We start from the raw sequence: 19,727 nt of genomic DNA, 5'->3' as shown, positions 1-19,727 counted from the left end.
CAAAAGGGAAAAGAATACAAAGGGAAGGGGAAAATGGTAAGGGCATTCAGAGCGCTTAACCGTCGGGGCGTAACTTTTTTTGCTCTTTTTTCGGCAGCTTATCCACCACCAGATGCCACGAATCGTTCACCAGATCGGCTATCAGCGCCGGGGTGATATCCTCCGCCGCGTAAATCGAGATCCAGTGCTTTTTATTGAGATGATAACCGGGCTCGATCCCCCGGTAGATCTGCTGGTTGAGCAGTGATTTTTGCGGATCGGACTTCAGGCTGACGTGCTGACGCCCGTGCGCCACGCCCATCAGCATAAAAATTTTACCGCCCACCTTAAACACGTCATATTCCGGGCCAAACGGCCAGCAGTGCTCGGTAAAGGGCAGATCCAGCGCCACCTGCTTAGCGCAGGCCGCGAGCGTTTTACTGTCCATGGTTATCCTCTTCCGCCAGTGCACGCCACATGGCTTCAAAACCCAGCGCCTTGAATTCGGCGGCGCGCGCCGGTTCGCGGGTGGCGAAGGCCATCGTTGTCTCCGCCAGCGACAGGAACAGGGCATCGCCAAACAGACGAAACTCTTCTGACATAAACACCGGGCGGATATGGCGACGACAGAGTTCGTGCAGTTCCGGGAACATCTCATGAACTGCCTGTTCGGTTTCGGCGTTGATCTTCTCGCTCACCCCGAGCTGGCGGATCGCGCCGTGGGCCACCGGGTTGCGGATCCCCCAGTCGACGTAGCTGTTCCAGATATTGCGGGTATGCTCTTTCGGCTGGGTGAGGGCACGATCCATATTTGCCAGCATGGTCTGGCACAGATCCTGTTTCAGGTGCAGGTAGAGGGCATTGAGCAGATCGTCTTTGGTGGCGAAATAGCGAAACAGAGTGCCTTCAGCCACTCCTGCGCCGCGGGCGATTAACGCGGTAGAGGCCGCAATGCCCGACTGGGCAAAAGCGGTGGTTGCCGCGTCCAGCAACGCCAGTTTTTTATCTTCACTTTTCGGACGAGCCACTGCATTTCCTCCAGTTTATGTGCAAAAACCCTGATTGAATCATGCTCTTTGCGGGGCTGCAACGCGGAATGTCAAAGATCTTAAAACGTCTTGACGACTTTCGCATCACTTCTATAATGAGTGCTTACTCACTCATAATCAAGTTTTGCCCGCGCAAGCCATCGGAAGGGGCGCGAATTCGGGTCGGGATATGAAAAAGCGTTTTATTATTAGCCTGGTGGTAGTGATGATTATTGCATCCGCGGCGAGTTTGCCGTTTGTACTGAATGCCGGATTCGGCCAGCCGCCACAGGGCGAGCAGCTGAGCGAGTTTGCCGCTTCGCCGCAGTATCGCGACGGGCAGTTCCATAACACCCTCCCGACACCGGGATTTACCGGCAACAAAAATATGCTGGCAGCATGGTGGGATTTTCTGGTGACAAAGCGTGAAAACGCACGTCCGGCCCAGCCGCTGCCGCTGGTAAAAACCGATCTGGCAACGCTGCCACCGGATCAGGACACCCTGGTCTGGCTCGGCCACTCCTCGTGGTATCTGCAACTTGCGGGCAAACGCATTCTGATCGACCCGGTTTTCAGCAGTTACGCCGCGCCGTTCTCCTTCCTCAATAAAGCCTTTGCCGGGGAGTACCCCTGGCATGCCGATGAGATGCCCGACATCGATCTGCTGATTATTTCGCACGATCACTACGATCATCTCGATTACGCCACCATCAAGGCGCTGATGCCGAAAGTCAAACGCGTGGTTACTCCGCTCGGGGTCGGGTCACACCTGCGCTACTGGGGCATGGATCCGGCCATCATTGAGGAGCGGGACTGGGATCGGTCGGTGCGCATCAGCGATGAGCTGATAGTTCACGTTCTGCCGGCGCGCCATTTCTCCGGGCGCGGGCTGAAGCGCAACCAGACGCTGTGGGCCAGCTTTATGTTTGTTACTCCGCAGCAGAAGGTGTTCTACAGCGGAGATTCGGGTTACGGCCCGCACTTTAGCGCTATCGGGGAGCGGTTCGGCAGCGTCGATCTGGCGATCATGGAGAACGGGCAGTACGACCAGGACTGGAAATACATCCATATGCAGCCTGCCGAAACGGCGCAGGCCGCCGTGGATCTGAATGCCAGGGCGGTGGTGCCGGGCCACTCCGGCCGCTTTGTGCTGGCAAAACATACCTGGAACGACCCGCTGATCAAGCTTTCACAGGCCAGCGAGGACAAGCCCTATCGCCTGCTGACCCCTGAGCTGGGTGAGCCGGTCAGAGTGGATGATGCCACGCAACAATTTCGCGCGTGGTGGGAATAATGTTTAATCGAAGAGCAGAGGGGGAGAGCAGCATGACTATTTCCGCTCAGGTTATCGACACCATTGTCGAGTGGATCGACGACAACCTTCATCAGCCGTTGCGGATCGAGGATATTGCCCGTCACGCGGGCTATTCCAAATGGCATCTACAGCGGCTGTTTATGCAGTATAAAGGCGAGAGTCTGGGGCGCTATATTCGTGAACGCAAGCTACGGCTGGCGGCGCGCGATCTGGTTGAATCGGATGAAAAGGTCTACGACATCTGTCTGCGCTACGGCTTTGACTCCCAGCAGACCTTTACCCGCGTCTTTACCCGCACCTTTAATCAGCCGCCTGGGGCGTATCGCAAGGATAACCACAGCCGGGCGCACTAAGCGCATCGAACGTAGGCCGGGTAAGGCGTAGCCGCCACCCGGCTTTTTTGTTGGCACGGTGCCCGCACATTGCCCGGTGGCGCTGCGCTTACCGGGCCTACAAAAAACGGCTTACGGCACCCGTATCCGGTACGCTTCTGGCTGCAGGCCGGGAAGTTCGAAACCACCGGTCCAGCGGCCACGACTATGCGGCCTGGTGTGAAGCGCTAATCCACGAAATGCGCGATTTCACCGGCTTACGCCGCCCGTGAAAACCAGCGGCGCCAGAGGAAGCGCAGGACAAAGAACTCAACGGCGCCGAGCAGTAAAAACCACAGGCAGAAGATAATGGTATAGAGTTGGTTGAGATCCATCAGATGGAAGGTGCTCATCAGCTTTTGCGCCACCACCAGCCCCAGGGAAGGTGCAGGCAGCAGCAAAACGGAGAGAAAGGCCATCAGCAGGATGCCGCCTGCCGTTAAGAGCGATTCCAGTGGGTGCTTCATATTTATGTTAATCGTCAGTTAAAAATAACATTGTCACGGATAGGGCTTCGTAAAGCAATCTCAACCGTAAAACGTGCGGGCGATAAATAATCGCCCATTAATTCGCTAATATTTTCCCGCCCGATAGCCACTAATTCAATTAATCTGCACTAATGTAAATTATTGTCACCCTCCGGTTAATAGTTTTACAAAGGTATAAGTGCTATATCCAATTAACGTCGCAATAACAATGGCAGCGATAATATATAACGCCAGACGACGCCCGCGATAAATTCCAAACATGCTGACCCCTCGTTTAGTTTAGGTTTAGAAATAATTTGTAAAAATCGTCGTATTGAAATGAAACGTAATCTGTTTAATGCCGTCGACAGAAATAATAGTGCGATAAATTAATTGCCGTGACAAGCCATTAAATTATCGCCAGACGATTCATAAAGCAGGAATGGAATTCTGGCTTTTGCTCACTGCGAATTAAAGGAGCTGAAACATGACTAAAATGCATCACCACCACAAGCCGACAGAGGCTTATCAGCAGACCGTCGAACAGACTCTGGCCGCACAAAGCAGCACCACCTCCGGCCTGAGCCGTGCCGAAGCCCAGGCGCGCCTGCAGCAGCATGGCCCCAACGCACTGCCAGAAAAAAAAGCCCGACCGGCGTGGCTGCGTTTTCTGGCCCATTTTAACGATGTCTTAATTTACGTCCTGCTGGCCGCAGCGGTATTAACAGCAGTGATGGGCCACTGGGTCGATACCCTGGTGATTCTGGGTGTGGCGGTGATTAATGCCTTAATTGGTCATGTTCAGGAGAGCAACGCCGAGAAATCATTGAGCAGCATCCGAAATATGCTCGCCAGCGATGCGCGCGTTATTCGTGACGGCGCTCATGAAACTATACCGACCACTGAAATAGTTCCGGGGGATATTATTGTCCTGCGCGCCGGGGATCGTATTCCTGCGGATATGCGGGTGATTGAGGCACATAATTTACGCGTGGAAGAGGCGATTCTTACCGGCGAATCCACGGTGGTCGATAAACATATTCAGCCCTTAACCGGGGAATTAACCCTCGGCGATCGCACCAATCTGCTGTTTTCCGGTACCACCGTCAGCGCGGGCGGCGGAATGGGTGTGGTCATCGCTACCGGTCAAGAGACTGAACTGGGCTACATCAACCAGATGATGGCCGGGATTGAAAAGCACCGCACGCCGCTGCTGGTGCAGATGGACAAGCTCGGCAAGGCGATCTTCGCCATTATCCTCGCCATGATGACCGCGCTGTTTATCTTCAGCCTGGCGTTCCGCGAGATCCCGATGGGCGAGCTGCTGCTCTCCCTGATTAGCCTGGCGGTGGCGTCGGTACCGGAAGGTCTGCCAGCCATTATCTCGATTATCCTCTCCCTGGGCGTGCAGGCGATGGCGCATAAGCGGGCCATCATCCGCAAGCTGCCTACCGTAGAGACCTTAGGGGCAATGACCGTGGTCTGCTCGGATAAAACCGGCACCCTGACCATGAACGAGATGACCGTCAAAGCGATCATCACCGCCGACAGCTGCTATCGCGTCGGGGGTGACAGCTATGCCCCGGAAGGTAACATCTGCCTTGAGGGCAGTGACGAGCCGGTGCAGATCCAGCCGGGCACCGTGCTGGAGCAGTACCTGCGCACCATCGACCTGTGTAACGACAGCCAGATGATCCAGGACGAGCGCGGCCTGTGGAGCATCACCGGTGGCCCGACCGAGGGCGCGCTGAAGGTGCTGGCGGCGAAGGCGCATCTTGAGCCGGTCATGACCACGCTTATCAGCAAGATCCCGTTCGACTCGCAGTACAAGTACATGAGCACCCACTACCAGATCGGCGGTGAGGAGCAGATTTTAATCACCGGCGCGCCGGACGTGATTTTCGCCCTCTGCGCACAGCAGCAGACCCGCCACGGTGCCGAAGCCTTCAACCGCGCGTACTGGGAAGCGGAGATGGAGCGCTATGCCCGTCAGGGGCTGCGCATGGTGGCCGCCGCGTTTAAGCCAGCGAACGGTGAGCAGGAGCTGACCCACGATACTCTCAGCCACGGCCTGATCTTCCTCGGCATCGCCGGGATGATGGATCCGCCACGCCCGGAGGCGATCGACGCCATTCGCGCCTGCCAGCAGGCGGAGATCCGCGTGAAGATGATCACCGGGGATCACCCGCAGACGGCCATGAGCATCGGCCAGATGCTGGGGATCGCCAACAGCGAGCAGGCGGTGACCGGCTACGAGCTGGAGAAAATGGACGACGCCGAGCTGGCGGACGCGGCGGTGAAGTATGACATCTTCGCCCGCACCAGCCCGGAGCATAAGCTGCGCCTGGTGAAAGCGCTGCAGGATAAAGGCGAGATAGTCGGCATGACCGGCGACGGCGTGAACGATGCGCCGGCGCTGCGTCAGGCGGACGTGGGCATCGCGATGGGCATCAAAGGGACGGAAGTGACCAAAGAAGCGGCGGACATGGTCCTGACGGACGATAACTTCGCTACCATCGCCAGCGCGGTGAAAGAGGGGCGTCGCGTTTACGACAACCTGAAGAAGACCATCCTCTTCATCATGCCGACCAACCTTGCGCAGGGGCTGCTGATTGTGATTGCGCTGCTGGCGGGGAACATCATTCCGCTGACGCCGGTGCTGATTCTGTGGATGAACATGGCGACCTCCGCCACGCTCTCCTTCGGCCTGGCCTTTGAGGCCGCCGAGCGCAACATCATGCGCCGTCCGCCGCGCCAGACCGGGCAGCACGTGATGGACGCCTACGCCGTCTGGCGCGTGGCCTTCGTCGGCACCCTGATTGCCGTTGCCGCCTTTGCGCTGGAAGCCTGGCTGGCCCCGCGCGGCCACAGCGCGGAGTTCATCCGCACCGTGCTGCTGCAGATGCTGGTCTGCGCCCAGTGGGTGTACATGATTAACTGCCGCAACACCGAAGGGTTCTCCCTGAACCGTGGCCTGCTGGCAAACAAAGGTATCTGGCTGGTGACGGGCGTGCTGTTCCTGCTGCAGGCGGCGATTATCTACCTGCCGTTTATGCAGATGCTGTTCGGCACCGAAGCGCTGCCGCTGCGCTACTGGTTCGTGACTCTGGCGGTGGCGGGCGTGATGTTCTTCGTCGTTGAAATCGAGAAGCGACTGACCCGCAGGTTCCGTAAGGCTGCATAACTTTTTGCCCTCACCCTAACCCTCTCCCGCAGGGAGAGGGTACTCAGACCTCCCTCTCCCTGCGGGAGAGGGGCGGGGTGAGGGGAACACATCTGAGGTACTCCCATGAAATTCCCACTCCTGTTCGCGCTCCTCGCCTGCACCCTGCAACCCGCATTCGCTGCCGCCATTCCCGTCCGCGTCGCCGCCGTGGAGCAGACCGCCCACGCCGCCGAGCGTCAGATCCCGGGTCGCATCGAAGCGATTCACACCGTTGAGTTGCGCGCCCGCACGGAAGGCGTGATTACCAAAATCCACTTCCGCGACGGGCAGTACGTGAAAAAGGGCGACGTGCTGTTCGAGCTGGACGACGCCGAGCCGCGCGCCGCCCTGCGCCTGGCGCAGGCCGAGGTGAAAAGCGCCGAAGCCACGCTGCGTCAGGCGCAGCAGCAGCTTTCCCGCTTTGAAAGCCTGGGCAGCAGTAACGCCATCAGCCGTCACGACGTGGATAACGCCCGCATGCAGCGGGACGTCGCCAGCGCCGCGCTGGAGCAGGCGAAAGCCCGTCTCGACACCCGCAGCGTCACCCTGAACTACACCCGCATCGCCTCTCCGATTGACGGACGCGTGGGGCACAGCCAGTTCCACGTCGGCAGCCTGGTCAACCCTGCGAGCGGCGTTTTGGTGGAGGTGGTCCAGCTCGATCCGATCCGCATCGCCTTTGCGCTGGAAGAGGGGGCGTTTGCGACCAAAGCCGGACAGCATGCGGATATCAGCGCCATGAAGCAGGCCTGGCAGGCGTTAATCGACAGCAACGGTCAGCGTATCCCCGGTGAACTGACGTCCGTGGATAACCGAATCGACCCGCGCACTGCCAGCGTGATGCTGCGCGCCGAGTTCGCTAACCCGCGCCATCAGCTTCTGCCCGGCGGAAATGTGAATGTGACTTTGCGCCCAATGAGCGAGAAGGCGGTGCTTACGCTGCCCGCCGCCGCGGTCCAGCAGAACGGCGACGGGTTCTTTGCCTGGGTGATTAATGCCGACGGCAAAGCCGAAATGCGCCCGCTGAAGGTCGCCGGACAGATTGGCCAGCAGTTCCAGATTGCATCCGGCGTGAAGCCCGGTGAGCGAGCGATTACTGACGGCGCGCAGCGCGTGCAGCCAGGCGCTACCGTTCAGATACTGAATTAAGGAGCCATCATGCTGACGTTTTTCATCAAACGCCCGCGCTTTGCGATGGTGATTGCGCTGGTCATCACCCTGCTGGGGGCCATCGCGCTGAGGATTATTCCGGTAGAGCAGTACCCGCAGATCACGCCGCCGGTCGTGAATGTGTCAGCGTCATGGCCCGGCGCCAGCTCGGCTGACGTGGCGGAGGCCATCGCCACGCCACTGGAGACCCAGCTGAACGGCGTGGACCACATGCTCTATATGGAGTCCACGAGCTCGGACGAAGGCTCGTACAGCCTGAACATTACCTTTGCGGCGGGTACCGATCCGGATCTTGCCGCCATCGACGTGCAAAACCGCGTGGCGCAGGCCGTGGCGCAACTGCCGACCGAGGCGCAGCAAAATGGCGTGCAGGTACGCAAGCGGGCCACCAACCTGATGATGGGGGTAAGTCTTTACTCACCGAATAACACCCACACGCCGCTGTTCGTCAGCAACTACGCCAGCACCCAGGTGCGCGAGGCGCTGTCTCGCTTGCCGGGCGTCGGGCAGGTACAGATGTTCGGCGCGCGCAACTACAGCATGCGCATCTGGCTGCGTCCGGACCGCATGAATGCCCTGAACGTCACCACCGACGACGTGGCGCAGGCGCTGCGCGAGCAGAACGTGCAGGGCGCGGCGGGCCAGGTCGGTACGCCGCCGGTGTTTAACGGCCAGCAGCAGACCCTCACCATCAACGGGCTGGGACGTTTAAACCAGGCCGAAGACTTTGCCGACATCATCATCCGCGCGGGTGAGATGGGCCAGCTGGTGCGCCTGAAGGACGTCGCAAGTATCGAGCTTGGCTCGCGCAGCTACAGCTCCGGCGCGCAGCTGAACGGGCATGATTCCGCCTACCTCGGCATCTACCCGACGCCGTCCGCCAACGCCCTGCGCGTGGCCGACGCTGTGCGCGCGGAGCTGGAGCGCCTCTCGACGCGCTTCCCGGACGACCTGATGTATGAGGTGAAATTCGACACCACCTCCTTTGTTGCCGCCACCATCAAGGAGATCGGCGTTTCGCTGGCGTTGACCATGCTGGCGGTAGTGGTGGTCGTTTCCCTGTTCCTGCAAAGCTGGCGCGCGACGCTGATTGTCGCGCTTGCCATCCCGGTGTCTCTGGTAGGCACCTTTGCGGTGCTCTACACGCTCGGCTACTCCGCCAACACCCTCAGCCTGTTCGCCATTATTCTGGCGCTGACCATGGTGGTGGATGACGCCATCGTGGTGGTGGAGAGCGTCGAAACGCTGATGGCGGAAGGGCAGAGCCGCACGGCGGCCACCGCGCTGGCGCTGCGCCAGATTGCCGGGCCGGTGATTGCGACGACGCTGGTGCTGCTGGCGGTGTTTGTGCCGGTGGCGCTGCTGCCGGGGATTGTTGGCGAGCTTTATCGCCAGTTCGCGGTGACGCTCTCCACCGCCGTGACGCTTTCAAGCCTGTTGGCACTGACCCTGACGCCCGCGCTGTGCGCGATGCTGCTGCGTCCGCGTCCGGAGAAACCTGCGGCACTCTATCGCGCCTTTAACCGCGGGCTGGACGCCACGCGCGGTTTCTACACCCGCATCGTGAACGTTTTAAACCTGCACCCGTGGCTGGCGCTGCTGGCCACCGCAGGCGCGGCGGCCGTGGTGGCGTTCAGCTTTATGTCGATGCCTAAAGGCTTCCTGCCCCAGGAGGATCAGGGCTACTTCTTCGCCAGCGTTCAGCTGCCGGAAGCGGCCTCGCTGGAGCGCACCGAGGCGGTGATGGCTACGGCGCGCGAATTAATCGCCAAAAACCCGGCGGTGGAGGACGTGATTCAGGTCTCCGGGTTTAACATTCTCAACGGCACCAGCGCCTCCAATGGTGGGTTTATCTCCATCATGCTGAAGGACTGGAGCGAGCGGCCGCCGCTGGATGAGGTGATGGGCACCCTGCAGCGCCAGCTGCTGGCCCTGCCGGAAGCGACCATTATGACCTTCGCGCCGCCGACGCTGCCGGGGCTGGGCAACGCCTCCGGCTTTGACCTGCGCATTCAGGCGCAGGCGGGGCAGAGCCCGGCGGAGCTGGAGCGCGTGACGCGTGAGGTGCTGGCGAAAGCCAACCAGCACCCGCAGCTGAACCGCGTGTTTACCACCTGGAGCAGCAACGTGCCGCAGCTGACGCTGACCGTTGACCGCGAGCGCGCTGCCCGTCTCGACGTGCCGGTGTCGCGCATCTTCAGCAGCCTGCAGACCGCCTTTGGCGGCACGCGCGCCGGGGATTTCAGCGTGAATAACCGCGTTTACCACGTCGTCATGCAAAACGAGATGCAGTGGCGCGAGCGCGCCGGGCAAATCAGCGAGCTGTTTGTCCGCAGTAATAACGGCGAGCGGGTGCGCCTGAGCAACCTCGTCACCATTACGCCGACGGTCGGCGCCCCGTTCCTGCAGCAGTACAACCAGTTCACGTCGGTCTCGGTAAGCGGTTCGGCAGCGGAAGGAGTGAGCAGCAGCACCGCGATGGCGGCGATGGGAGAGATTCTGGCGGAAAACCTGCCAGCCGGGTACGACTACGCCTGGAGCGGCATGTCGTATCAGGAGCAGCAGACCGGCAACCAGGCGATGTGGATCGTGCTGGCGGCGGTGGTCATGGCGTGGCTGTTCCTCGTCGCCCAGTACGAGAGCTGGACGCTCCCGGCGAGCGTGATGCTCTCGGTGCTGTTCGCCATCGGCGGGGCGCTGGTCTGGCTGTGGTTGGCGGGATACGCCAATGACGTGTACGTGCAGATTGGTCTGGTGCTATTGATAGCCCTCGCCGCCAAGAACGCGATCCTGATCGTGGAGTTTGCCCGCGCGCGGCGCATGGAGGGGATGGCGATTGTCGATGCGGCGCGGGAAGGGGCATCGCGCCGCTTCCGCGCGGTGATGATGACCGCCGTGTCGTTCATTATCGGCGTATTGCCGATGATGCTGGCGACCGGGGCGGGAGCCCAGAGCCGCCGCATCATCGGCACCACGGTGTTCAGCGGTATGCTGGTGGCCACGGTGGTGGGGATTATCTTCATCCCCGCGCTGTTCGTGGTGTTCCAGCGCCTGCGCGAGTGGGGGCATCGGCTTACGGACTCGTAGCCCACAGCTCGGCATGTTTTTGCACTAAGGAGATGAGCGAGCCACCGTCTGCGATAAAGTCCCGCATGCGCTGGGCCTCGCTCTTGCCCTGTTTCAGCATCAGGGCAATTTCCTGAATCGCACTGGTTGCGCCCAGCTTCTCCGCTGACGGTGCAACGCGCTCCAGCAGCCAGGCGAGATCTTCCTGGATGGTTTTGTGCTCGCCGGTATGCACGTCGGTCAGGATCCCTTCCAGCCCATAGCGGCAGGCCTGAAAACGGTTGAAGCGGTACAGCAGAAAATCCTGTTCCTGATGTTTATAAGGCCGGGTGGTCAGCAGCCAGTGCGAGGTGGCCTGGATCAGCCCGGCGATATTAATGGCGTGGGCGAGGGTGAGCGGTGTATCCATCACCCGCACCTCCACGGTGCCAAAATGCGGGCTGGGGCGGATGTCCCAGTGCAAATCTTTAATGCTGTCGATCATGCTGGTCGAACTCAGGCGGCGGAACAGCCCCTCGAACGCCTGCCAGTTGTTGACCCACGGCATCAGGCCGTTATCCGGGAACCCCGAGAAGATATTGAGCCGCGATGAAGAGAACTTCGTGTCGGTGCCCTGCATATAGGGAGAGGAGGCCGCCAGGGCGATAAAGTGCGGGACAAAGCGCGACAGGCCGTGCAGCAGGTAGATGGCGTCATCGCCGGTTCGACACCCCACGTGCACGTGCTGACCGAACACCGTGGCCTGCAAAATCAGATAGCCAAAGCGCTCCAGCGTGGCGTTATAACGCTCGTCTTCGCACACCTCCTGACGCTGCCATTTCTGAAACGGATGCGTGCCGCCGCCGCAGATCTGGACATGGTGCACCGCCGCCGCGCGCAGGATGCTCTGCTGCATGGCGGAAAACTGCGCTGCTGCCTGGTCGATGTTCTGGCACACGCCGGTGGCGATTTCGAGCATGCTTTCGGTGATGTCGTGCTTCACTTCACCGGCTTTGATGTCGTTTTTAACGGCGTCGATCAGGGCAGAGGAGTCCTGGCTCAGATCGTAGCCCGGCGGGTTAACCACCTGCAGCTCCAGTTCGATGCCCAGGGTGTAGGGTTCAGAGGAATGAAAGTCGGGTAAAGGCATAGCGCACTCCGTTGTCTGTAATGCGTTGAGTATAGACAACGGATGATAATCGCCCTCTCTCTGTGGGAGAGACCCGTCTGCCTTGACGTTTCAGAGCCCTTATCGTTATTAATAGTGTCCTGATTATTAACACTAAGGAGTAAGCAATGGTCTCATTTCGTCCGCTGACAGAAGATGAGTATCCTGCTTATCTGGATTATTTTATTCATGATTATGCCGGGGAGATCGCCTCAAACTACGGGCTCTCTCAACATGATTCTCTTGCCAGAGCAAAGCAGGAAATCGCCGAAATGCTTCCTGAGGGCGTTAATACGCATGGGCACGTTTTACTCTCTCTTGTTGCGCCGATAGATCAAATCAACAGGCATGTCGGCTATCTCTGGTACAAACCCGATACGATGATGCGTTCAGTGTTTATCTATGATTTTCATATTTTCACAGCTTGTCAGGGGCAGGGGCTGGGTAAACAGACTCTCCGCAATTTAGAAGCGCATCTACGTGAGAAGGGTTTTAAAGAGATCAGACTCCGTGTGGCGGGTAATAATGCCCGTGCCCGGCATCTCTACGAGACCAGCGGTTTTGGGATTACGGGGGTCAACATGAGCAAGTCTATTGTGGAGCTCGCGGAAAAAAAGAGCTGAGGATGCTATTATCCAGGCAGCAACCGACACCCAGAGGATAACGAATGAGCAACGACGTACCGATTAAATATTATGACATCGTGGATGAGTACACGACGGAAGCCGCAACGCCGGTGAGTGAAGCCGAACGCGATCCCCTGGCGCTCTATTTCCAGCTGCTGATCACCCGTTTAATGAATAACGAAGAGATCAGCGAAGAGGCCCAGACCGAGATGGCGGTGGAAGCGGGCATCAACACCCAGCGCATTGACGATATCGCCAATTTCCTCAATCAGTGGGGTAATGAGTAGTTCCTGCGCGAAAGACGTAGTCTGGGCAGGCGATGTGCTTTACACTGCGCGCGGCAAAAAATTGAGTTGGTAAACGATTAATCAGGCGGTAAAGGCGATGAACGGAACAATCACAACGTGGTTTGCAGATAAGGGTTTTGGATTTATCAAAGATGAAAACGGCGATAACCGCTATTTTCACGTGATTAAGGTCTCCAACCCCGATCTGATTAAGAAAGATGCCGCAGTGACGTTTGAACCCACCACCAACAACAAGGGTTTGTCAGCGTTTGCGGTAAAAGTTATCCCGGAAAGCAAATACATCTTCATTGATGGCGAACGACATAAGATCACCTCCATCAAGTCTTATCTGGTTTACAGCGAAGAAGAGTCTGCTGACGCCAAAGTTGATAAAGAGGTGCTGTCGGTGAAGAGCCTGATGGGGAATATCGCCCCGAAATCCACGGCGAAATCAGGCGAGCTGCGCACGTTGAAGAAACTGGCGATCACCACCTTCCAGGGCAAAACCTTCATTTTCTCCGAAGATGAAATCGATATTGATGCCACGGTGAAACAGCTTAAGAACCTGATGTAATCTGCAGGGCCGGGTGGCGACTACGCCTTACCCGGCCTACAAAACCGCCGCACGACACTACCCCATCCGATGCTCACCTCTGAGCATGGCCTCCCGATCGAACACGTGCTGGATTTCTCCGTGCGCCATAAACGCCGCCCGGTCTGACATATGGGCGATCACGTCCGCATCATGGCTCACCAGCAGATAGGTCATCCCGTGCTGCTGTTTCAGGCGATTGAGCAAATTAAGGATCTCCGCCTGCACCGACATGTCCAGCGCCGAAGTGGGTTCATCCAGCAGCAGAAGCTGGGGGCGTAACAGCAGCGCCCGGGCAATCGCCACGCGCTGACGCTGCCCGCCGGAGAGCTGGTGGGGATAACGCTTGCCCGCATCGACACCCAGCCCCACCTGCTGCAGCGCCTCCGCCACCTTTTCGGCGATCCGCGTTTCGCCGTGGATCTGTAACGGCTCCGCCAGGGTGCGCGAGATGGTGTGATTCGGATGCAGCGAGGCCCAGGGATCCTGAAACACCATCTGCACGTTGCGCCGCAGCGCGCCGGTAAAGCGCGCGCCGGGCTGGAGCCGGTCGCCAAGCACCTGAACGTTGCCGTGCCACTGGCGCTGCAGCCCGGCCAGCACCCGCAGAATGGTCGATTTTCCGCAGCCCGATTCACCGATCAGGCTGAAGGTTTCCCCTTGCTCAATGGCAAAGCTGGCGGCAGAGACCGCCGTTTTCTCCCCGAAGGTCACCTGCAGTTGATCCACATTAACGAGTGCCATGAGGTGCCTCCTTCCAGGGCTGAGTACGATCAAGCGTCGGCAGCATCTGTCCGTAGGTGCTGGCATCAGGGCGGCAGGTCCACAGCGTCTGCGTGTAGGGGTGGGTGGCCTGAGAAAGCTGGCTTGCCGCCATCTCATCCACCTTTTCGCCCTGGTACATTACCAGCACGCGGTCGCAATGTTCCGCCACCAGCGGCAGATCGTGGCTAATCAGCAGCATCGCCATCTGGCGTTGCGCGCACTGCTCCACCAGCAGCTCAAGGATCTGGTTGCGCAGGCGGGCGTCGAGGGCTGAGGTGGGTTCATCAGCAATTAGCACCCGCGGGTTGTTGATCAGCGCAATGGCGATCATCACCCGCTGGCCCATGCCGCCAGAGAGTTCTCCCGGATAGCGACCAAGCACCGCGTCGGTCAGACCCACGGCGTGGATCAGCTCCCGAATACGGTCCAGACGCTCCCGGCGCGGCAGCGACTGGTGCAGGGTTAACGCCTCATCCAGCTGCGCCTGCACGTTCTTCACCGGGTTGAGGGCGTAGCGCGGATCCTGAAGCACCATCGCAATCTCGTTGCCGCGCAACTGCCGCCAGCCGCGCGGCGACAGGCTGGTAAGGTCGTGCCCCAGCACGTTGAGCGTCTGTGCGCTGACCCGGCCTGGCTTGCGCACCAGACCCATCAGCGCCCGGGCGGTCATCGACTTGCCCGAGCCGGACTCCCCGACCAGGGCCAGGCGTTCATTGCCCAGGGTAAAGCTGACGTTGTTGACCACCCGCGCGGCGGGATAATCAATCGTCAGGGAATCGACAATAATGCGGGGTTCAGTCATGTTGTGGCTCCAGCACGTCGCGCAGGCCGTCGCCCAGCAGATTAAAGGCCAGGCTGGCGATCAGGATCGCCCCGCCCGGAATGGCGGCAATCCACCACTGATCGAAAATGACCTGCATCCCGTCAGCGATCATCGCCCCCCATTCCGCCATCGGCGGACGCGCGCCGAGGCCGAGAAAGCCCAGTCCGGCTGCGGCGAGGATAATCCCGGCCAGATCCAGCGCCAGACGCACGATAGCCGAGGGCAGACACAGCGGCAGAATATGCCCCAGCAGCAGGCGAAAACCGCGGATGCCCATCATCTCGGCCGCCGCCAGATAGTCGCTGTGGCGCAGACGCTGGATCTCGCTGCGCGCCTGACGGGCGTAAGCCGGCCAGGTGGTTAAGGCCAGCGCCAGCGCGCCGTTGACCAGCCCCGGACCGAGCATGGCGACAAAGGCAAAGGCGAGGATCAGGCGCGGCATCGACATCACCACGTCGGTAAAGCGCATCAACACCCGCTCCAGCCAGCCGCCGTAGTAGCCGGATAAAATCCCCACCAGCAGCCCCGCGGGCAAGGTAATCACCGTTACTAAGGCTACCAGCCCCAGCGCCGGACGGCTGCCGTAGATCAGCCTTGAGAGCAGGTCGCGCCCGTAGCTGTCAGTGCCGAGCCAGTGTTGGGCACCAGGCGGCTGCAGACGGGCGGCAGCATCCTGCCAGTTCGGATCCAGCGGTGCCAGCCACGGCGCAAACAGCGCTACCAGCAGCAGCAGGGTAATGATGACCAGCCCGCAAAATGCCGCTGGCGAGCGGCGCAGCCGACGTAAAAACAGATAAAACGGCATCAGCGCACCCTTGGGTCAGTGAACCGCACCAGCAGGTCGGTCAGGTTATTGATCAGCACAAAACAGACGCCGATAAGCAGCGTCCCGCCCATGATGGCGGTGGTATCCCCGGCGAACAGCGCGGTGGTGAGGTAGCGACCAATTCCCGGCCATGAGAAGACCGTTTCGGTTAATACCGCCCCTTCCAGCATGGTGGTGTACGCCAGCGCAATTACCGTCAGCAGGGTGCTGCGAATATTGGGCAGCACGTGGCGCAGCAGGATGGTCATCTCGCCCGCCCCTTTGGCCCGCGCCAGCAGGATGTACTCTTTGTTCATCTCGCTCAGACATGCCGAGCGGGTCAGGCGGGTGATGCTCGCCAGCGAATAGTAAGCCAGCAGCAGCACCGGCAAAACCAGATGGCTGACGGCGTTTTTAAAGGCCGCCATGTCGCCGGAAAGCCAGGTGTCGATCAGCGCAAATCCGCTGCGCGGCTCAACGGTGTACTGCCAGATATCGTCCAGTCGACCGGGCCCGGCGCTCCACTGTAGCTTCGCGTAGAACAGCGCCAGCATCAGCAGCCCGAGCCAGAAAATGGGTACCGAATTACCGAGCAGGGTGAGGGTGCGGATAACCAGGTCGAGCGGCGAACCGGCATAGCGGGCGCACAGCACCCCAGCGATCACCCCCAGTACGGCCCCGACAATCAGTGCCAGGGTAGCCAGCTCGAGGGTGGCGGGGAAGGCGTGGAGCAGATCCTGCAATACCGGCTGCCCGGTGGCGCTGGCGGTGCCGAGATCGCCCTGCGCAAGATTAACCAGATAGTGCCAGAACTGCACCGGCAGCGGCCGATCCAGCCCGAGCTGGTGGCGAACCTGATTGTAGGTGGACTGACTGGCATGATCGCCGACGATCTGCAAAACGCGATCGACCGGCGAGAGCGCGGAGAGCGCAAAGGTCACGAGTAAAAGCCCGAGCAGCGTAAGGAACAGGGTCAGCAGACCCTGTAAAACGCGCGCCACGTGGGTGGATAGATGAGGCATGGGAATCTCTTGTTGCCGGGTGGTTCCAGGGGACGTAGGCCCGTGCAAGCGCAGCGCCGCCGGGCAATGGCTGTCTGTGCGGCCAGATGCCGGGTGGCGGCTACGCCTTACCCGGCCTACAAAACTTACTTGGTTACGCGGTCGTACCAGACCATATCCGCATTCAGCCCCTGCTGATAACCCTTCACGTTATTGCGCACCACAATCTGGGTTTTGCCCTGATCGACAAACACATACGGCGAGGTCTGCTGCAATTGCTCCTGCATCTGCTTATACAGGTCAAGGCGTTTGGCCGGATCCGGCTCGGCGACCGCCGCCAGCGTGGCTTTATTCAGCTCCGGGATCTGCCAGCCGTTTAGCCCGGCCACGGTGCTGGATTTACCGTCGTTCCAGGCGAAGGCGCTGGCGTTGGAGTGGGCGTCGAAGTAGTCCGGAATCCACAGGCGGATAGCGGCCTGGTGTTGTTTAGCCCGCACGCGGGCATACACCTGGCTCCCGGCGGCGGGCAGCAGGTCGATCTTCACGCCACCCTGGGCGAAGCTCGCCTGCATCGACTGAGCGAGGGTGATAAACGGCGGTTTGTTCTCTACGTCCAGCGTGAAGTGCGCATCTTTGATACCCGCTTTCGCCAGAATCGCTTTCGCTTTGGCCGGATCAAATTTGAACGGATTGTTCTCCAGTGCGCCAGGCAGGCCGACCGGCAGGAAGCTCTGGTGAACAAAATACTGGCCTTTCAGCAGATCTTTGGTGATGCCTTCATAATCCACCAGCCAGCGTGCCGCTTCCCAGAAGGCCGGGTTATTCAGCAGCGGATTGGCGCTGTTACCCGCGTTAAAGACCAGGTAGTTCTGCTCCGCAGAGGGGATGCTCAGCACGGTGACGCCCGGCTTGCCGTTAAGGGCACCGACCTGGTCGGCACCGAGATCGCGGGCGACGTCCGCATCACCCTGCTCAATCAGCAGACGACGTGAGGCCGGATCCGGGACGTTTTTAATAATAATGTTCTTCAGCTTTGGCGCACCGCCCGGCGCGCTGGCGTTGGCTTCCAGCACGATAGCCTGATGCGGCTGATAGACGCGCATTTTATACGCGCCGCTGCCCGCCGAGTGCATCTTCAGCCACGCGTTACCCTGATCATCGCCCTTCACGTTGGCGGCGACCAGCTTCTCGTCCACGATAGAGGCAATCGGCGTGGAGAGAATGTTCAGCGCCACGGACGGGCTGACGTCTGCCGTCCAGTGCAGCTGCAGGGTGTGGTCATCCACCTTTTTCAGCTTGCTGGCGATGTTACTGGCGTCCCAGCCCAGCACGTTGAGGATAAAGGCCGGGGATTTGTTCAGCGTGACGGCGCGGGTATACGAGAAAATCACGTCTTCCGGGCGCAGCGGGTTGCCGGAGGCAAATTTCGCGTCCGGTTTCAGCTTGATGGTCAGGGTTTTTGCTACCGCATCCGCTTCCCAGCTCTCGGCCAGAATCGGGGTGATTTTTTCCGGGTTATCGCGGTCCGGCTGGACCAGACGTTGATACAGGCTGGGCACGGTCTGAATGCTGGAGAGCTCGTTAGCTTCGGCCGGATCGAGGCTCACGATATCATCCAGACCCTGAGCAACAACCAGCGTATCAGGCGGCGTAGCGGCATGTGCGGTAGCTGACAGTGCAGCCAGCACCAGTAACGGCAGGAGTTTTTTGTTCATAGCGATCCCTGAAATTCTTGTTTTTGATTGTTTTATAGACCGTTACGTTAGGGGGGCCGACAGAAATTAGGAAAGTCTTAATTCTGCTTAGCTTATTCCTGTCGCGCATAACGAATTATTTATGGTTATTAGCGCGGTCAGCGTTACCGTTAAGCCAACAATCCTGTATTGTGAAATAACAATTTTTTAACAAAAAAAAGAGGTAGTAGCGTGCCGGAAATCAATAAATGGGGGCAGACCGTTAACGATCCTGTTCCCGGCTGGCAGGGTGCCAACGTATTAGAGCGTGGCGTACTGGAAGGACGCTTTTGCCGCCTTGAACCGCTGGATGCGGTAGAACACGCGGTAGATCTGTTCGAGGCGTACGCGCTGGGCGACGACAGCGACTGGACCTGGCTTGCCAGCAATCAGCCCGCCAGCGTAGAGGAGACCGTTGACTGGTTGCAGGGCAAAGTGCAGGACGAGGCGCTGGTGCCCTTTGCGGTGATCGATTGTCACAGCGAACGCGCCGTCGGGCTGGTCTGTTATATGGCGATCGAACAGCAGCTGGGCTCGGTGGAGATCGGTCATGTCACCTGGTCGCGAAAAATGAAAAACACCCCGCTCGGCACCGAAGCGGTCTGGCTGCTGCTGAAATACGGATTTGAGCGGGGCTACCGTCGGCTGGAGTGGAAGTGCGATTCGATGAACATTGCCTCGCGCCGTGCCGCCGAGCGGCTCGGCTTTAGCTGGGAAGGGCGGCTGCGGCAGAAACTGGTGCGTAAAGGCCGTAACCGCGACAGCGATATGCTGTCGATCATCGACAGCGAATGGTCAGAGCGGGACGCGGCCATCCGCGCCTGGCTGGCGGCGGACAATTTTGATAGTGAAGGGCGACAAATCAGACGCCTTGAGACGTTTCATGTGCGTCCGGAAACGGCCTGATTTCCCGGTAATCTGAACGTATTCTGAAAAGGCTATTCAACTGGTTAAATATACAGTTAAAGAGCGATTTTTTCGGCAATACGAGAGTAGTATTGCAGCGGGTGCCTGATGCTTTCTGAGCTCAGGCAGGTGTGGTGAGGCAGAAAGCAAAAGCCCCGGAGATGTTTCCATCAACCGGGGCTACCACACCAAACCTGAACAATTTGGATGGTAGCCCCTTCTTGGCAAGGAGGCAATGACATGCTTAACAAGTACGCCCTTGCGGCGATCCTGGTTCTGAGTTTAACAGTGCTGGGAGTCACGTTTCTGGTTCACGAGCAGTTATGCGAACTGAGCTTTAAGGAGCGTGATATGGAAGTGAAAGCTGTTCTCGCTTACGAAACGAAGAAGTAGCGGTACGCGGGGAGCAATCCCCGCTTATCCGGTTGTCGGTTTGGTTCG

At 59.3% G+C, this 19,727-nt stretch carries 19 protein-coding genes; 10 read left to right on the top strand and 9 right to left on the bottom strand.

Annotated elements, in window-relative coordinates; translation table 11 throughout:
- Window positions 1-55: 55 nt before the first annotated feature.
- Window positions 56-427, bottom strand: coding sequence for an MmcQ/YjbR family DNA-binding protein (locus WFO70_RS11245; RefSeq protein ID WP_337016163.1), 372 nt, complete (start codon window positions 425-427; stop codon window positions 56-58).
- Window positions 417-1,007: a TetR/AcrR family transcriptional regulator gene (locus WFO70_RS11240; protein ID WP_337016161.1), complete on the bottom strand. Its 591-nt coding sequence runs from the start codon at window positions 1,005-1,007 to the stop codon at window positions 417-419. The genes WFO70_RS11245 and WFO70_RS11240 overlap by 11 nt, the downstream gene beginning before the upstream one ends.
- Before the next feature lie 190 nt (window positions 1,008-1,197).
- Here WFO70_RS11240 and WFO70_RS11235 point away from each other — a divergent pair, with 190 nt between their 5' ends.
- Together WFO70_RS11235 and WFO70_RS11230 are read left to right on the top strand one after the other, a co-directional pair.
- Window positions 1,198-2,301 (top strand): MBL fold metallo-hydrolase, encoded by a 1,104-nt coding sequence (locus WFO70_RS11235; RefSeq protein ID WP_337016159.1) that lies wholly within the window; start codon window positions 1,198-1,200, stop codon window positions 2,299-2,301.
- Between the two features lie 32 nt (window positions 2,302-2,333).
- Entirely contained in the window at window positions 2,334-2,675 is a 342-nt protein-coding gene (locus tag WFO70_RS11230; protein WP_337016157.1) for a RamA family antibiotic efflux transcriptional regulator, read from the top strand.
- Between the two features lie 236 nt (window positions 2,676-2,911).
- On the opposite strand, the gene WFO70_RS11225 is transcribed toward WFO70_RS11230, so the two are convergent.
- A complete protein-coding gene (locus WFO70_RS11225; RefSeq protein ID WP_337016155.1) occupies window positions 2,912-3,160 on the bottom strand; it encodes a DUF1158 domain-containing protein in 249 nt (82 codons plus the stop codon).
- Between the two features lie 487 nt (window positions 3,161-3,647).
- Between WFO70_RS11225 and WFO70_RS11220 the strand changes: the two genes are divergently transcribed.
- From WFO70_RS11220 to WFO70_RS11210, 3 genes are all read left to right on the top strand, one after another.
- Window positions 3,648-6,344 carry a cation-transporting P-type ATPase gene (locus WFO70_RS11220; RefSeq protein WP_337016153.1) on the top strand — a complete coding sequence of 899 codons (2,697 nt, stop codon included), beginning with the start codon at window positions 3,648-3,650 and terminating at the stop codon, window positions 6,342-6,344.
- A gap of 105 nt (window positions 6,345-6,449) precedes the next feature.
- Window positions 6,450-7,514, top strand: a complete 1,065-nt coding sequence (locus WFO70_RS11215; RefSeq protein WP_337016151.1) for an efflux RND transporter periplasmic adaptor subunit — start codon at window positions 6,450-6,452, stop codon at window positions 7,512-7,514.
- A gap of 9 nt (window positions 7,515-7,523) precedes the next feature.
- On the top strand, window positions 7,524-10,622 hold the full coding sequence (locus WFO70_RS11210) for an efflux RND transporter permease subunit (RefSeq protein ID WP_337016148.1): 3,099 nt from the start codon (window positions 7,524-7,526) through the stop codon (window positions 10,620-10,622).
- On the opposite strand, the gene WFO70_RS11205 is transcribed toward WFO70_RS11210, so the two are convergent.
- Window positions 10,609-11,730 carry a YbdK family carboxylate-amine ligase gene (locus WFO70_RS11205; protein ID WP_337016146.1) on the bottom strand — a complete coding sequence of 374 codons (1,122 nt, stop codon included), beginning with the start codon at window positions 11,728-11,730 and terminating at the stop codon, window positions 10,609-10,611. The genes WFO70_RS11210 and WFO70_RS11205 overlap by 14 nt on opposite strands.
- A gap of 146 nt (window positions 11,731-11,876) precedes the next feature.
- On the opposite strand from WFO70_RS11205, the gene WFO70_RS11200 reads away from it, so the two are divergent.
- The 3 genes from WFO70_RS11200 (at window position 11,877) to WFO70_RS11190 (ending at window position 13,235) form a co-directional block, all read left to right on the top strand.
- A complete protein-coding gene (locus WFO70_RS11200) occupies window positions 11,877-12,371 on the top strand; it encodes a GNAT family N-acetyltransferase (protein WP_337016144.1) in 495 nt (164 codons plus the stop codon).
- A gap of 44 nt (window positions 12,372-12,415) precedes the next feature.
- Window positions 12,416-12,661, top strand: a complete 246-nt coding sequence (locus WFO70_RS11195) for a YmjA family protein (protein ID WP_337016142.1) — start codon at window positions 12,416-12,418, stop codon at window positions 12,659-12,661.
- A 97-nt stretch (window positions 12,662-12,758) separates the two neighbouring features.
- Entirely contained in the window at window positions 12,759-13,235 is a 477-nt protein-coding gene (locus WFO70_RS11190; protein WP_337016140.1) for a cold-shock protein, read from the top strand.
- Window positions 13,236-13,292: 57 nt separating this feature from the next.
- Here the strand turns inward: WFO70_RS11190 and WFO70_RS11185 are convergent, their stop codons facing one another.
- The 5 genes from WFO70_RS11185 to WFO70_RS11165 form a co-directional block, all read right to left on the bottom strand.
- On the bottom strand, window positions 13,293-13,997 hold the full coding sequence (locus WFO70_RS11185; protein WP_337016138.1) for an ABC transporter ATP-binding protein: 705 nt from the start codon (window positions 13,995-13,997) through the stop codon (window positions 13,293-13,295).
- Window positions 13,984-14,820 carry an ABC transporter ATP-binding protein gene (locus tag WFO70_RS11180; protein WP_337016137.1) on the bottom strand — a complete coding sequence of 279 codons (837 nt, stop codon included), beginning with the start codon at window positions 14,818-14,820 and terminating at the stop codon, window positions 13,984-13,986. Before WFO70_RS11180 ends, WFO70_RS11185 begins: the two co-directional genes overlap by 14 nt.
- A complete protein-coding gene (locus tag WFO70_RS11175; protein WP_337016136.1) occupies window positions 14,813-15,646 on the bottom strand; it encodes an ABC transporter permease in 834 nt (277 codons plus the stop codon). The genes WFO70_RS11180 and WFO70_RS11175 overlap by 8 nt, the downstream gene beginning before the upstream one ends.
- A complete protein-coding gene (locus WFO70_RS11170) occupies window positions 15,646-16,668 on the bottom strand; it encodes an ABC transporter permease (RefSeq protein ID WP_337016135.1) in 1,023 nt (340 codons plus the stop codon). Before WFO70_RS11170 ends, WFO70_RS11175 begins: the two co-directional genes overlap by 1 nt.
- A 125-nt stretch (window positions 16,669-16,793) precedes the next feature.
- Window positions 16,794-18,362, bottom strand: coding sequence for an ABC transporter substrate-binding protein (locus WFO70_RS11165; RefSeq protein WP_337016133.1), 1,569 nt, complete (start codon window positions 18,360-18,362; stop codon window positions 16,794-16,796).
- Between the two features lie 210 nt (window positions 18,363-18,572).
- Between WFO70_RS11165 and WFO70_RS11160 the strand changes: the two genes are divergently transcribed.
- Together WFO70_RS11160 and WFO70_RS11155 are read left to right on the top strand one after the other, a co-directional pair.
- Window positions 18,573-19,286 carry a GNAT family N-acetyltransferase gene (locus tag WFO70_RS11160; protein ID WP_337016131.1) on the top strand — a complete coding sequence of 238 codons (714 nt, stop codon included), beginning with the start codon at window positions 18,573-18,575 and terminating at the stop codon, window positions 19,284-19,286.
- A 240-nt stretch (window positions 19,287-19,526) separates the two neighbouring features.
- Window positions 19,527-19,679 carry a Hok/Gef family protein gene (locus WFO70_RS11155; protein WP_337016129.1) on the top strand — a complete coding sequence of 51 codons (153 nt, stop codon included), beginning with the start codon at window positions 19,527-19,529 and terminating at the stop codon, window positions 19,677-19,679.
- Window positions 19,680-19,727 lie beyond the last annotated feature (48 nt).

The organism is Leclercia sp. AS011, assembly GCF_037152535.1.
Lineage (GTDB): Bacteria > Pseudomonadota > Gammaproteobacteria > Enterobacterales > Enterobacteriaceae > Enterobacter.
This window is presented reverse-complemented; position numbering and strand designations above follow the sequence as displayed.